At 71.4% G+C, this 13,986-nt stretch carries 15 protein-coding genes; 7 read left to right on the forward strand and 8 right to left on the reverse strand.

The features are described from left to right. Positions 1–17 precede the first annotated feature (17 nt). The 4 genes from CACI_RS36475 to CACI_RS36490 all read left to right on the forward strand — a co-directional run bounded on the left by CACI_RS36475 (position 18) and on the right by CACI_RS36490 (position 3,586). Positions 18–806: an ABC transporter ATP-binding protein gene (locus tag CACI_RS36475; protein ID WP_015795935.1), complete on the forward strand. Its 789-nt coding sequence runs from the start codon at positions 18–20 to the stop codon at positions 804–806. Next, the gene (locus CACI_RS36480; RefSeq protein ID WP_015795936.1) at positions 796–1,680 is read left to right on the forward strand and encodes an ABC transporter permease; all 885 of its coding nucleotides are present in this window, start codon (positions 796–798) and stop codon (positions 1,678–1,680) included. The genes CACI_RS36475 and CACI_RS36480 overlap by 11 nt, the downstream gene beginning before the upstream one ends. Next, positions 1,677–2,438, forward strand: coding sequence for a sirohydrochlorin chelatase (locus CACI_RS36485; RefSeq protein ID WP_015795937.1), 762 nt, complete (start codon positions 1,677–1,679; stop codon positions 2,436–2,438). Before CACI_RS36480 ends, CACI_RS36485 begins: the two co-directional genes overlap by 4 nt. A gap of 170 nt (positions 2,439–2,608) precedes the next feature. Next, the gene (locus CACI_RS36490; RefSeq protein WP_015795938.1) at positions 2,609–3,586 is read left to right on the forward strand and encodes a quinone oxidoreductase family protein; all 978 of its coding nucleotides are present in this window, start codon (positions 2,609–2,611) and stop codon (positions 3,584–3,586) included. Positions 3,587–3,603: 17 nt separating this feature from the next. On the opposite strand, the gene CACI_RS36495 is transcribed toward CACI_RS36490, so the two are convergent. The 4 genes from CACI_RS36495 to zapE all read right to left on the reverse strand — a co-directional run bounded on the left by CACI_RS36495 (position 3,604) and on the right by zapE (position 6,788). After that, the gene (locus CACI_RS36495) at positions 3,604–4,161 is read right to left on the reverse strand and encodes a hypothetical protein (RefSeq protein ID WP_143765534.1); all 558 of its coding nucleotides are present in this window, start codon (positions 4,159–4,161) and stop codon (positions 3,604–3,606) included. Between the two features lie 42 nt (positions 4,162–4,203). Next, on the reverse strand, positions 4,204–4,701 hold the full coding sequence (locus tag CACI_RS36500; RefSeq protein ID WP_015795940.1) for a GNAT family N-acetyltransferase: 498 nt from the start codon (positions 4,699–4,701) through the stop codon (positions 4,204–4,206). Between the two features lie 73 nt (positions 4,702–4,774). Continuing rightward, positions 4,775–5,620, reverse strand: a complete 846-nt coding sequence (locus CACI_RS36505) for a polyphosphate kinase 2 family protein (protein WP_015795941.1) — start codon at positions 5,618–5,620, stop codon at positions 4,775–4,777. 76 nt (positions 5,621–5,696) lie between these two features. Then, positions 5,697–6,788 (reverse strand): cell division protein ZapE, encoded by a 1,092-nt coding sequence (zapE, locus tag CACI_RS36510; RefSeq protein ID WP_015795942.1) that lies wholly within the window; start codon positions 6,786–6,788, stop codon positions 5,697–5,699. Between the two features lie 144 nt (positions 6,789–6,932). Between zapE and CACI_RS36515 the strand changes: the two genes are divergently transcribed. Next, positions 6,933–7,709 carry a pyrimidine reductase family protein gene (locus CACI_RS36515; RefSeq protein ID WP_015795943.1) on the forward strand — a complete coding sequence of 259 codons (777 nt, stop codon included), beginning with the start codon at positions 6,933–6,935 and terminating at the stop codon, positions 7,707–7,709. A 5-nt stretch (positions 7,710–7,714) separates the two neighbouring features. Then, positions 7,715–8,125, forward strand: a complete 411-nt coding sequence (msrB, locus tag CACI_RS36520) for a peptide-methionine (R)-S-oxide reductase MsrB (RefSeq protein WP_015795944.1) — start codon at positions 7,715–7,717, stop codon at positions 8,123–8,125. A 32-nt stretch (positions 8,126–8,157) separates the two neighbouring features. Here the strand turns inward: msrB and CACI_RS36525 are convergent, their stop codons facing one another. Both CACI_RS36525 and CACI_RS46560 read right to left on the reverse strand, forming a co-directional pair. Continuing rightward, a complete protein-coding gene (locus tag CACI_RS36525; RefSeq protein ID WP_143765535.1) occupies positions 8,158–8,892 on the reverse strand; it encodes a hypothetical protein in 735 nt (244 codons plus the stop codon). A 77-nt stretch (positions 8,893–8,969) separates the two neighbouring features. Continuing rightward, a complete protein-coding gene (locus CACI_RS46560) occupies positions 8,970–11,210 on the reverse strand; it encodes an ATP-binding cassette domain-containing protein (RefSeq protein WP_015795946.1) in 2,241 nt (746 codons plus the stop codon). Between the two features lie 248 nt (positions 11,211–11,458). Here CACI_RS46560 and CACI_RS36535 point away from each other — a divergent pair, with 248 nt between their 5' ends. Next, positions 11,459–11,752 carry a hypothetical protein gene (locus tag CACI_RS36535; protein WP_015795947.1) on the forward strand — a complete coding sequence of 98 codons (294 nt, stop codon included), beginning with the start codon at positions 11,459–11,461 and terminating at the stop codon, positions 11,750–11,752. A gap of 155 nt (positions 11,753–11,907) precedes the next feature. Here CACI_RS36535 and CACI_RS36540 read toward each other — a convergent pair whose 3' ends face one another. Beyond that, entirely contained in the window at positions 11,908–12,690 is a 783-nt protein-coding gene (locus CACI_RS36540) for an NUDIX hydrolase (protein WP_015795949.1), read from the reverse strand. A gap of 449 nt (positions 12,691–13,139) precedes the next feature. Then, positions 13,140–13,838: a hypothetical protein gene (locus tag CACI_RS46565; RefSeq protein ID WP_015795950.1), complete on the reverse strand. Its 699-nt coding sequence runs from the start codon at positions 13,836–13,838 to the stop codon at positions 13,140–13,142. Positions 13,839–13,986 lie beyond the last annotated feature (148 nt).

Here is a 13,986-nt window from a genome sequence, read left to right on the forward strand (position 1 = left end):
ACCAAGGGGAGAACGCCATGACCGCGACCATCGCCGAATCAACCACCGTCGACGCCGGTGCCTCCGCGACTCCGGCCGTCCGGCTGTCCGGGGTCGGCAAGACCTTCCGGGGCGGCGCCCCGGTGCTCGACGGCATCGACCTGACCGTCGCGCCGGGGGAGTTCGTCTGCCTGCTCGGCGCCTCGGGCTGCGGCAAGTCCACGCTGCTGAACCTGATCGCCGACCTGGACGCGCCGAGCTCCGGCACGGTCGAGGTGCCCTCCGGCCGCGCCGCGCTGATGTTCCAGGAGTCCGCGCTGTTCCCCTGGCTGACCGCCGGGGAGAACATCGACCTCGCGCTGCGCCTGCGCGGCCTGTCCGGCCGCCGCGACCGCCGCGCCGAGACCGAGCGGCTGCTGGACCTGGTCCGGCTGCGCGGCGCCTACGACAAGCGTCCGCACCAGCTCTCCGGCGGCATGCGGCAGCGCGTCGCGCTGGCCCGCGCCCTGGCGCAGGACAGCCCGGTGCTCCTGATGGACGAGCCGTTCGCCGCGCTGGACGCCATCACCCGCGACGTGCTGCACGAGGAGCTGATCCGGCTCTGGGAGGCCACCGGCCTGGCCGTGGTCTTCGTGACGCACAACGTCCGCGAGGCCGTGCGCCTGGGCCAGCGGGTCGTGCTGCTGTCCTCCCGCCCCGGCCGGGTGGCGCGGGAGTGGCGCGTGGACATCCCGCAGCCGCGCCGCATCGAGGACAAGGCGGTCGCCGACCTGTCGGTGGAGATCACCGACGACCTGCGCAAGGAGATCAGCCGCCATGGCCGCTGACACCGGGACCGCCGGGCCGCCGGCCGGCGACGCGCTCGCAACAGTCGAGGCTGGACTTGACGCGCTGGAAACATCGGCGGAACCGGAGTCCAGCAGACTCAAGGATGTGGCCGCGTCCGTCTTACCGCCGATCATCACCATCGTGCTGATCATCGCCGTCTGGCAGATCCTCTACGCGGCGAAGATCTGGCCGGACTGGAAGCTGCCCGGACCCTCGCAGGTCTTCAGCTCCCTGAAGGACACCTTCGCCCACGACGACGCTCTGGGAGCGGTCGGCCACAGCATCGGCCACGCCGCCGTCGGCTTCGGCGCCTCGGTCGCCCTGGGCACTCCGCTGGGCATCCTGGTCGGCCGGTTCAAGCCGGTCCGCGCGGGCATCGGGCCCATCTTGTCCGGATTGCAGTCCCTGCCCTCGGTGGCCTGGGTCCCGCCGGCGCTGATGTTCTTCGGTCCCTCCCCGGCCATGCTCTACTCCGTCGTCCTGCTCGGCGCGGTGCCCTCCATCGCGGTCGGCGTCATGTCAGGGCTGGACCAGGTGCCGCCGCTGTATCTGCGCGTCGGCCACAACATCGGCGCCCGCGGCCTGGCCTCGGTGCGGCACGTGCTGCTGCCGGCCGCGCTGCCCGGCTACCTCGCGGGCCTGCGGCAGGGCTGGGCTTTCGCCTGGCGCTCGCTGCTGGCCTCGGAGATCATCGTCCAGTCCGCGAGCCTCGGGCACTCCCTGGGCTTCCTGCTGAAGAACTCGCAGGACGGCAACGACATGTCGGGGGCGTTCGCGGCGATCGTGCTCATCCTGGCCGTCGGGGTGGCGGTCAACCAGCTGCTCTTCGTGCCGCTGGAGCGGCGCGTGCTCAAGGCGAGGGGGTTGGCGTGACCAAGGGGCAGGCGATGCTGGCGGTCGCCCACGGGAGCCGGGACCCGCGACACCGCGAGGTCATCACAGGGCTCGTGGACGCGGTCCGCGACCAGCGGCCGGAGCTGCGCGTCGAGACGGCCTTCCTGGACCACTGCGGTCCGACCCCCGCCCGGGCGCTGCACGGTCTGGTGCGGGACGGGTATCAGGACGTGAAGGTGGTGCCGCTGCTGCTGAACACCGCCTTCCACGTCCGGCAGGACATTCCGGTGGCCGTGGCCGCCGCGCACGAGGCGCTGCCGCGGCGCTGGCGGGCCGGGGTGGCGCAGCCGGTGCTGGCCGCGCCGCTGGGCCCGCATCCGCTGCTCACCGCCGGGCTGGAGCGCCGGCTGCGCGAGGCCGGGGTGTGGCCCGGCGACGAGGAGGCTTCGGTCGTGCTGGCCTGGGCCGGCTCCTCCGACCGGGTCGCGGCGGCCGCGGTGGACGAGCTGGCCGAGGGCTGGGAGCGCAGCGGCTGGGAACGCGTGGTGGCGGTGCCGGCGGTCGGCGACCTGGCCGGTGAGGCGGTGCGCGAGCTGCGCGGACGCGGCGCGCGGCGGGTCGTGGTGGCGCCGTATTTCCTGGCGCCCGGCTTCCTGGCCGACCGGATCCGCTGCTCGGCGCAGGCTGCTGGGGCGGACGTGGTGGCGGCCGAGTTGGGGAACGCGCCGGAGGTGGCGTCGGCGGTGCTCGCTCGGTTCGACGGCGCGGTGTCGGCCTGCCTGGCGCACGTGGCCTGAGCCGCTCGCCGTTGACCGGTGCCGGCGTTCGGTATCTGCGTTCGGTACTGGCGTTCGGTATCTGTGTTCGGAAGCGACGCGCGGCATCGGCATGAGGGACCGGCGGAATCAGCGCCGCGGAGACGAGGTTGCAAGCTGCGGACTACCGCAACCTTTGAAAGGATCCGTGTATGCGCGCGATCGTCGTCGGCCAGACCGGCGGACCCGAGGTCCTACAGCTCTCCGACGTCACCGCTCCCGAGCCGGGACCCGGTGAGCTCTTGGTGGAGGTCGGCGCCGCCGGCGTGAACTTCATCGAGACCTACCAGCGCAGCGGCCTGTACGCGATAAAGCTGCCGTTCACGCCGGGCGCCGAGGCGGCCGGGCACGTGCTGGCGGTCGGCGAGGGGGTCACGGAGTTCCAGCCCGGGGACCGGGTGGCGACCGTGGACGCCCGCGGCAGCTACGCCGAACAGGTGATCGTGCCGGCCGACCGCGCCGTCACGGTGCCGGACAGCGTGGACATCCAGACCGCCGCCGCGGTGATGCTGCAGGGCATGACCGCGCACTACCTGACGCAGAGCACGTACCCGGTCAAGGGCGGCGAGACCGCGCTGGTCCACGCCGCCGCCGGAGGCATGGGCCTGCTGCTGACCCAGATGGTGAAGGCCGCCGGCGGCAAGGTGATCGGCACGGTCTCCAGCGACGCCAAGGCCAAGCTGGCCGCCGAGGCCGGCGCCGACGAGGTCATCCGCTACGACCAGGTGGCCGGCGAGGAACTGGCCGCCGAGGTGCGGCGCCGCAACGGCGGGCACGGCGTGCACGTGGTCTACGACGGCGTCGGCAAGGACACCTTCGAGGCCTCCCTCGGCGCGCTGCGCCCGCGCGGCATGCTGGTCAGCTTCGGCAACGCCTCGGGCCCGGTCCCGCCGTTCGCCCCGCTGCGGCTCTCGGCGGCCGGCTCGCTGTTCCTGACGCGCCCGACCCTCGGCAACTACATCGTCGCGCGGCAGGAGCTGGAGTGGCGCGCGGACGACCTGTTCCGCTGGATCCAGGAGGGCTCGCTGACCGTGCGGATCGGCGCCACGTTCCCGCTCGGCGAGGCCGGCGAGGCGCAGTCGGAGCTGGAGTCGCGCAAGACGACCGGCAAGCTGCTGCTGATCCCGTAAGGACGTACGGACACCGGTCACGGCCGCGTTCCCGGCTGCTTGCCCGGCTGCGTCCTCGGGCCAGCCCGCCGGGCAGCCGGGCCGCGGCCGGCTGCGATGAGGCACAGGACCGCGGCCAGGGCCGTGACCACCGGTCCGGCGCGCATGGAAGGCGCGACGGCGTCGATGCCCTGAAGTTTCGAGTGGAGCTGGAAGGCCGCCAAGGCCGCGCACACGGCCAGCACCGTCGCCGCCAGCAAGGACAACCAGGCCAGGCGCGACGCCGGCACGATCAGCCGCAGCGCCGACAGCACGATCAGCCCGATGCTCAACCACTGCAGGACATGCAGGCATGTGACCACGGAGCCGATGCTGTCCGAGACCGGCTTGGGATCGCCCATGATGTCGAACCCGGACCAGGACAGACTGCCGGCGGAGCCGTCCTGATAGTCGGCCCAGGGTATGGCCAGGGAGCCGAGGGTCAGCGCCGCGAAGCCGAGGGTGGCCAGCGCGTTGGCCCGGGAGTCGCCGGCCGCGGGCCGCACCGCGTGGTCCGCCTCCGGGGGCGGGACGTCGAGCATGGCGCTTATGGTCACGTATATCATCCGACCGAACAAGGGTCTTGATACCGCTCGGACTCAGTCAAGCTTCTGATGCATCACGTGGATGCCGACGTAGCCGTGTGCCCGGCTCAGGAACGCCTCGGGAACCGTACCGATGATCTCGAAGCCGATCGACCGCCACAGGTGCACCGCGCGGGCATTGCTCTCCACCACGGCGTTGAACTGCATCGCGCGATAGCCCTGCTCACGCGCCCACGCCAGGGTGTACTCGCCGAGCGCGCGGCCGACGCCCCGGCCCGCGGCCGCCGGGTCCACCATGTAGCTCGCGGTGGACACGTGCGCGCCGGGACCGGGCCGGTTCGGACCCATCTTCGCGCTGCCGAGGACCGTTCCGGCCGCGTCGACCGCGACCACGGTCAGCCCCGGCGGCTGCTCCATCCACATCGAGCAGCCCTCGGCCTCGGTGGGCTCGTAGGGGTAGACGTAGGTCTCACCCTCGGCGCAGATGCTGCGGAAGAACGGCCAGATGTGCGGCCAGTCCTCGTCGGTGGCCGGGCGGATCTGCATCGTCATGGCGCGAGGATAGGCTGCGTTCCTCTTAGGAGGCTCTTTAGGGGCTCTTTAGGAGACTCCTTAGGAGGCGCCCTTAGGAGGCGAGGACGCGCTTCTTCTCCGTCTCGATGTCGTAGTCGGCCGGCGGCCACTGCGGGTCGATCCGCTCCAGCGTCTCGACGAGCAGCCTGGTGATCGCGTAATTCCGGTACCACTTGCGGTCGGCGGGGATCACGTACCAGGGTGCGGTCTCAGTCGAGGTGAGGTTCAGCACGGACTCGTACGCCTCCTGATACGCCGGCCACAGCTTGCGCTCGGCGACGTCGTTGGTGTTGTACTTCCACAGCTTCGTGGGGTCGTCCAGGCGGGCCAAGAGCCGTTTCTTCTGAGTGTCGCGGCTGATGTGCAGGAAGCACTTCACCACGGTCGTGCCCTGGTCGGCGAGTTCCTGCTCGAACTCGTTGATCAGGCCGTAGCGCAGCTCCCACCGGTCGCGCGGGACCAGGTCGCGGACCCGGACGATGAGGACGTCCTCGTAATGGCTGCGGTCGAAGACGCCGACCATGCCGGGTGCCGGCAGGGCCTTGCGGATCCGCCACAGGAAGTCGTGGGCCAGCTCCTCCTTGGTCGGAGCCTTGAAGGAGTTGATGCGCAGGCCGCCGGGGTCCATCACGCCGGCGACGTGCTTGACCGTGCCTCCTTTGCCGGAGGTGTCCATGCCCTGCAGGACGAGCAGCAGGTTCTGGCGGGCGGGCTTGGTGCCGCCGTGCGCCTGCGCGAACAGGCGCTCCTGCAGATCGGCCAGGCGCCCGGCGAATTTCGGCAGTTTGCGCAGGGCATCGGCCTTGGAGTCGACGCCGGGGTGCGCATCGGACGGGATCTTGGAGAGCTTCACCGGGGAGTCCGGGGCCCGCAGCATCTTCGTGAACGACTTCGCCATGAAGGAAGACTGCCATCCGGGTTAACGGACCGCATCTCGTTCGGAGCCGTTCCGGGTCTGGGCGCCCGTTCCGGGTCTAGGCGCTCGCGCCGACTCCGGCCTGCTCAGCCGCAGCGAGCGCCACGCCGTCCCGGGCCAGGGCGGTGATCCGGGAGATCGCACGCAGGTACTTCTTTCGGTAGCCACCGCGCAGCAACTCGGGGGTGAACAGGTCGCCGAGCGGCGTGCCGGAGGCAATCACCGGGACCTTGCGGTCGTAGAGCCGGTCTATCAGCACCACGAGGCGCAGGGCCACGTTCTGGTCGTCCAGCGGCCGCACGCCGGTGAGCCCGACCGCGCTGACGCCGTCGATCAGGGCGCCGTAGCGGCTGGGGTGGACCGCGGCGAGTTCGCCGGTCAGTCCGTCGAAGGTGTCCAGCGTGGCGCCGGAGAGCTCGTCCACGGTGCGGGTCACGGCGTCCTCGGAGACCGGGGAGGGCGGCGTGGGCAGGTCGCGGTGGCGGTAGTCGGGCCCGTCCACGCGCAGCACCTCGAAGCGCGCCGACAGCGCCTGGATCTCGCGCAGGAAGTCGGCGGCGGCGAAGCGGCCCTCGCCGAGCTTGTCCGGCAGCGTGTTGGAGGTCGCGGCCAGCTTCACGCCGCGGTCGGACAGCCGGGTGAGCAGCGTGGAGACCAGGACGGTGTCGCCGGGGTCGTCGAGTTCGAACTCGTCGATGCAGACCAGCGCGAAGTCCGCCAGCCGCTCCACCGCGGCGGCGAAGCCTAGGGCGCCGACCAGGCTGGTGTACTCGACGAACGTGCCGTAGGCCTTCTTCTCGCGCGGCGCCGGGGACTCGTGCCAGAGCGAGGCCAGCAGGTGGGTCTTGCCGACGCCGAAGCCGCCGTCGAGGTAGACGCCGATCGCGCCGGGGACCGGAGCCTTCCGCTTGAACAGCCCGCCGCTCTTCTTCGGAGCGACGGCGCCGACGGTCGCGGCGAAGGCCTGCAGCCGGTCGCGCGCAGCGGTCTGGCTGGGCTCTGCGGGGTTCGGGACGTAGCTGGAGAACCGCACCCGGTCGAACCGCGGCGGCGGGACCAGGTCTGCGATCAGACGGTCCGCACCCACGTCCGGACGACGCCCGACGAGGGTCGCAGCGGGCGCGGAGACGAGCGGAGCAGACGTCGGCACTCTTCTAATCTCGCAGGCCGGAGGGGGTGTATCGGACCATCCCGGGGGTGTAATTGATCACATGTGAAGCCAGTCACAAATCCTTGTGCGGCAGGCGGATGAGCCGCGCGTGTCAGAAGTCCCCTGGTGTGATTCGCTGGTCCCATGTATCAGCTGTTGCCACCATCGAACCGCAGCCGCCAGGTCGATCTGGCCGAGGTGTACGCCTACCCCACCGGGGCCCGGCGCTGGGTGCGGGCGAACATGGTCGCCACCGTCGACGGAGCCGCGACCGCCTCCGGCAAGTCCGAGGGAATTTCCGGCGAGGCGGACAAGCGCATCTTCGGCGTGCTCCGCGCGCTGGCGGACGTGGTGTTGGTCGGAGCCGGGACCGTCCGCGCCGAGCAATACCGGCCGACGCGGGTGCGCGAGCAGTACCAGGCGGCGCGCGCCGCAGCCGGCCAGGCGCCGACCGCCGCCGTCGCCGTGGTCTCGCGGGCGATGGACCTGGACTGGACGATGTCGCTGTTCACTTCCCCGGCCGTCCCCACGATCGTGCTCACCGCCACCGACGCCCCGCAGGCGCAGGTCGACGCGGCCACCGAGGCCGGCGCCGAGGTGATCGCGGCCGGCACCGGCGACGTCGACCTGGCACTGGCCGTGGACCGGCTGGCCGAGCGCGGCCTGGGCCGGATCCTGTGCGAGGGCGGTCCGCACCTGCTGGCGCAGCTCGCGGCGGCCGGGAAGATGGACGAGCTGTGCCTGTCCATGGCGCCCCAGCTGCGCGGCGGGGACTCGATGCGGATCCTGGCCGGGCCGGATCTTACGGACGGATTACCGCTGATACTGCACAGCCTGCTGACGGAAGACGGATTCCTCTTCGCACGTTATCTAGTCGGGGGACCACACGGTTCCGTCGCTGGACCCGGTATGGAAGGGTGATTCGCATGGTCGAGAAGGTGCAGAAGTCCGAGGCGGAGTGGCGTTCGCTGCTATCGCCGATGGAGTTCGCGGTACTGCGCGAGGCCGGCACGGAGCGGCCCTGGAGCGGGGAGTACGTCTCCACGCACACAGAGGGCACCTACCACTGTCGGGCTTGTGACGCGCCGTTGTTCCGGTCGCAGGCGAAGTACGACTCGCACTGCGGGTGGCCGTCGTTCTACGAGCCCGGCGAGGGCGACGCGGTGACGCTGCTCGAGGACCGGAGCCACGGCATGGTGCGGATCGAGGTGCGGTGCGCCGCATGCGGGTCGCACCTGGGGCACGTGTTCGACGACGGCCCGAGGGAGCACGGCGGGCAGCGGTACTGCATCAACTCCGTGTCGCTGAAGCTGGACGAGGAGCCGAGCGCCTCCTAAGCGCTCACCAGCTCCACCCTCGCTGCCCGGCCTCAGTTGCCCCGCTGCCACCTCATGGCACCGACGACGATGCCGAGCAGCGCCACGGCCGCGAGCAGGGCGGTCGCCGCGAGCGAAGTCGGCGGGATCGGATGCATCCCGGACTTCAGCGGCGGCCACGCGGTCAGCACGCGGGGATTGAGCAACGAGGACAGCACGGGAGTGGTCCGCAAGGAGTCCTCGGCATCCGTCAGCGCCTTGGCGATGGCGGGCAGCCCGCTCATCAGGCGCCCGGCAGCCAGCGGCACAGCCAGCGCCACCACCGCCACGGCCACCGCGACCGACGCGCGGTACCAGGCAGTCAGCCACCCGACGGCGAGCCCGAACAACCCGGCCGCCGTCGCCGCCGCAGCCGCCGGCGCCACGCCCTGCAGGATCGGGTCGGCGGCAGCACCGTCGGGGATGAGAGTCCGGTCCCCGGCAAAAGCCCACGCCAGAGCCAGCGCGTAGCCGAGCGCCGCGGCCAGCGCGACCAGCGCACCGGTCAGGGCGGACACGAACGCGGTGAGCGTGACCTTGGCGACCGCCAACCACGCCCGCCGGGGCACCACGGCGAGGGTGACGTAGCGCATCTCGTAGTGCCGCTCATGCCCCGAGGCGGCGGCACCCAGCACGACGGCAGCAACCAGCGCGGGCAACGTCCCCGCCAACCGCAGCAACGCCACCGCCCGCTCCGAAGCCCCCGCCGACACCGCCAACGCGGCCGCCACCCCAAAAGCAGCGGCCACCACCGCAGCGCCCCCCGGCACTCGCCGAGTAGCCCGAAGGCTCCCCAGCCGACGAAGTTCGTACCGGAACGCGGCGATCATGCGGACGTTTCCTGCTCTGCCGGGGTCGCCTCCGCGACCGACGCCTGCTGCTGACCTTGCTGGCTCTGCTGACTCTGCTGGCTCTGCTGGCTCTGCTGCCCCTGCTGCGACGCCCGCGCGGCGGCAGCCCGCCACGGCGTCATCCCATCCTCAGCCGCACCCTGCTCAACCGCAGACGGCGCGACGGTGAAGGGCACAGCAGGCTGGTTCAGGACTGGAGCCGCAGCACTCTCCGACGCGGGCACCTTTGCCGGCACAGGCGCCAGCGCTGACACCGACGCCGGCACCGGCGCTGCATGAGCCGGCGGCTTGCTGCGACCCCAGCGGAGGCCGAACGAGGTGGTGCGGCGCGTGATTTCGCGGGACTTCGCACGAGTCGGCGCCTCGGGCCTCGGAGCTGCGGCAGGACTTTGAGGCGCAGCGGGCTGGTCTGCGTTTTTCGCGGATGCGGTGACGCTGGTTGCTGCGAGGTCCGGCGCGGGCTCAGGAGTATCTGTGGGCCCAGAAGCAGTCGGCGCTGAGATGGTGGCCGCCGGCTCTTGGCTGATGCCGGTGGTCCCGATTGCGCCCGACTGCCGATCGCCGGAACCCTGCGGCTTCTGCGAACCCTTCACTGCCGACCACCGCGACCCGGCGACCGAACCCTGTGTCCGCCACGAACCGGCGACGCTCGACTTCTCGCCAGCAGCCCGAACGCGCTGTTCACCCTCAGCCGACGCAGATCCTCGCGGCTCCTGCCACGTATGAGCGCCGATGCTCACCACAGCTGAGCCCTGCGAAAGGACCGCCTCAGGCGCATCGCCAGCCTGGGCCACCGGACCCGCATCGGCCATCGGACTCTGCGATGCCTGCGCACCCACGTTCACCGGGGCACTCGCCGACGCGCCCACATTTGCCGAAGCACTCACCGGCGCGCCCACGTTCGCTGAGGCACTCGCGTTCGCCGAGGCACTCGACGGCGCGCCGACATTTGCCGAGGCACCCGCTGGCGCACCTACATTTGCCGAAGCACTGACTGGCGCACCCAGGTTCGCTGAGGCACTCGCTGGCGCGGCCACGTTCGCCGAAGCACTCGCCGGCGCACTCGCATTTTCTGAGGCACTCGCTGGCGCGCCTCCACCCATCTGCGGCGCACCGCCGGCCTCCGCAGCCTGTACGCCAAACCTCGCCGTCGCCGGCCGCTCAGCCTCCCTGCTGGCTTCTCCGCTGGCTTCCGCGCTCGCCTCCGCCGCGGCCTCGACGACCTCTGCCTCCTCGATCTCCTCGGCGACCAGGCGGACACCGGATTGCCAGGTGGCGGTGGCGCGGTTGAGGCCGGGGAGGAGTTCCTTCTGGCGGGGGACGGGGCGTAGGCCGAAGACGTCGTCGTCGTGGCCGATCTCGCTGAGTTCGTGGAGGCAGACGCCGGCGACGTGGGCCACCTCGCCGATGCGGGCGCGGTCGAGGCCTCGGACCTGGAGGGCGCCGGGTCCGGCGGGCGCCAGGCGGGCGCCTTCGCCTTCGAGGGCCGCTGCCAGGCGTGCCGCTTGCGGGCTGCGGACCTGGACCACCGTGGCGCGGCGTTCGTCGAAGACCTCGGCGGCGGAGCGGCTGGCGATCACGCGGCTGATGCCGTCCTGCTCGTCACGGCGCAGGACGACGACGTGGTCGGCGGTGCCGGAGAGGGTTTCGGGGTCGGTGGCCGCGACCAGGACGGTGCGCCCCTGGGCCGCGTAGGCGCGGATCAGGGCGTGGAACCAGGACATGCCGTGCGTGTCGAGGACGTATGGCTCGTCCAGGATGAGCGCGGCGGGGTCACCGATCAGGGCCGCGGCGATCGCCAGGCGCTGGCGCTGGCCGGGATCGAGGCGGCCGCAGCGGACGGTGGCCTGCGTGGACAGTCCGGCGACTTCCAGGACCTCCGCGACGCGCGGCTTCGGCACGCCGCCACCGGCCGCGTAGAGCTGCAGGTGAGCCTGCACGGTGCGGCCCGGGTGCACGGCATCCGGGTTCAGCGCCACTCCCACCTCGCGGACGGCGGGGCGCAGGGCCCGGTAGGGACGGCCGCCGAACAGGGTGCGGCCGCCGCCGGGTTCGAGTTCGACCATCAGGCGCAGGACCGTGGACTTTCCGGCGCCCGGCGCCCCGAGCAGGGCCGTCACCTGGCCCGGATAGACGTCGAAGGAGACCTTCTCCACCGGCCCGCCTGCCGCACCGCGCGACCGGCGGGTGCTGGTCAGCTCGATCGCCTCGATCACCGCGACTCCTCCTGCTCCGGGCCATAGCCGCCGCACGGCGCCGGGTATCGGCGCCGGTGTCCATCGGTTGATCACCGTCCGCGACATCGCTGTCCGCTACGGTAGCCGTGATCACTCACGGGACCGGGGGAAATCACCGTGAAGAGTGATGAAGTGTCGCAGCCGACTGCCTATCGCCAGCTTATGGACAAGCTCGCTCAGGCGTGCGCACCATGAGAGGACCCCCCATTTGCGAGGAGGTCTGCGCTATGGCCCTCGCCCCCGCCGTCCCCCTTTCCGCCGCCATCGCCGAACACCTGGCCGCGACCGAAGGCGTGCACGGGCTGTACGCCGAAATCGCCGCCGCCGACCCGCGCCTGACCTACGCCGTCGAGACGCTGATCCGCGAGCACGCCGACCTCCGGCGCGCAATGCAACGCGACCTGACGAGCATGAGTGAGAAACAGCTGGCCGAGCTGTCCCGACGGCTCGACCGGCACTGCCAACGCGGGAATGATCTGGTCTACGAGGCCTACATCGTGGATCTGGGCGGGGAAACCTGACGTCCGCGGACGCCCGAGGCGTTCCGCGCATGCTCAGCCCGCTCAGCTCGCTCAGTCCGGACAACCCACCCAACCCACGCGACCCGTTCGGTCCGCTGGGCCCGCCGGTCCGCCCGGTCCCGCCAGTCCCTCAGTTCCGTCAGCCCCTCAGTCCCTCAGTCCGCTGACGGCCGCAGCATCGGCGGGTTCAGCAACGTCGCGGTCCCCCGCCGGAACAGCTGCGCCGGCCGGCCACCCTGCCGCGACGTGGTCCCGCCGGTCGGCACGAGGAAGCCCTGCGTCCCGGTCACCTTCCGGTGGAAGTTCCGCGGGTCGAGCTGCACGCCCCACACCGCCTCGTAGACGTTGCGCAGCTCCCCCACCGTGAACTCCGGCGGGCAGAACGCCGCGGCCAGCGACGAGTACTCGATCTTCGAGCGCGCGCGCTCGACCCCGTCGGCCAGGATCCGCGCGTGGTCGAAGGCCAGACCCTCCGATCCGGGCAGCTTCGCGACCGGCAGCCACTCGGCGGCACGCGCGTCGCCGCCCGCCGCCGGGAACGGTCCCTCGGAACCCTCCTGCAGCGAGGTCAACGGCGCCAACGCCAGATACGCCACCGACACCACGCGCATCCTCGGATCCCGGTCCGGCGCACCGTAGCTGGCGAGCTGCTCCAGGTGGACCCCGTGGTCGGGGACCCCCTGCGAATCCTGCCCGGCGACCTGAAGTCCCAGCCCGGTCTCCTCGGCCAGCTCCCGCACCGCGGCGTCGCCGAGGCTCTCCTCCGGCTTCACGAACCCGCCGGGCAGCGCCCACCGGTCGGCGAACGGCGGCTCGCCCCGCCGCACGGCCAGCACGCTCAGCCCTTGCTCGGCGACGGTCAACACGACCAGATCGACGGTCACCGCGAACGGCGGGTAGTCAGCCGGGTCATAGACCGGGTCGAGATCCTGAGGCATCCGCTCATCCTAGCCCGATGTCGTCAGTGTGACGAGAACTGGGGTCGACACGACGGATCGCGGCAGGTCGGTGCTCCATCAAGCTCCATTAATCAGAGGAACGCGCCGCGCCGTCCGCATACGATCGCCGTATGGCGAATGAGGATCCTGAGTGGATCACAGTGCTGGCGTACGAGAACCTGCCGGGTTGCCCGGCGCCGATGCGTGCCGTCGCCGTTTGACTGCTCGACCGCGGCATCGACTGGCTTCCATTCGCTCCCGAAGACGTCCATATTGACTTGTACTGCGGCAGACGCGCCGACGGACACTGGCACGGAACCTTCCAGATCCGACTCCGCGCAGACCAGCTACGACCTCTCGGCCTGCACCCCGACCAGCCCTGGTCGCGCATCACCGGACCGGAACGGCCCGGCTGGGCACGCGCCGACGCGCTGCGGCACATGCTCGGCTCACCCAAGCACCGCCGCGGCTAAGCGCAACGGCGCCATGCCGGTCCCGGTGAAGCGCCATGTCGCGATTTCGACCTCGGTGACGCGCAGCGGGATCGGGTCGACCTCGCGACGCTCCGCGACCCAATCGATCAGGGCTCGCGCATCGGCGACAGGCCGGGCGAAGTGCAGGACGTTGAGATACCAGATACTCCGCACGAACGTGCTCTCCAGCCACGCGTCCGGGCCGAGCGCCGCGGTGAAGTCCACCGAGAGACGGTCCGCGGCCTCGTCCGTCGGCTGGGCGCACGCCATCACCGACAGCGGGGTCAGCGTCAGACCGGTGACCTCGAAGGTCAGAGGCCGGACACCGGCGACCGCCGTACGCAGGGCGGCGGCATATCGCGCGATGCACGGGTCGTCGTCCCTGATGTCGTTCCGCGGATACTCGAGCGCGCGCATCGTGAGGTGCGAGCTGCCGACGGCACCGGTCAGCCAGTGACCGTCGCCGGCGACCGCCGCGGCCTCGCGGGCCAGCGCCGCCACCGACGCCGCCGCCCCGGGATCCGGGCGGAGCACCACGGACACGCCCCACCGCCTGTCACCCTCGGACGGCACCACCTGGGTCCCGTGCGAGCCGTCGGTCAAGGCCGCGGCTCCCTCAGCGAAGAGCTGATCGAAGGTGGCACGGTTGGTCCGGCGCAGCAGTGGTTCACTCACTCGACGATCTCCAGCGTTTGCGGCTTCTCGGCCTCTCGGCGTTCTCCGGGCCGGGGCTGACCTGGTCGAGGGGAAAGACTCACGACCGGCCGCGCCCGGTTCCAGATCCGCGCTCGCCACCCTGCGGGGCAAGAATGCGCCCTGCCGG

The sequence above is a fragment of the Catenulispora acidiphila DSM 44928 genome, from assembly GCF_000024025.1.
GTDB lineage: Bacteria > Actinomycetota > Actinomycetes > Streptomycetales > Catenulisporaceae > Catenulispora > Catenulispora acidiphila.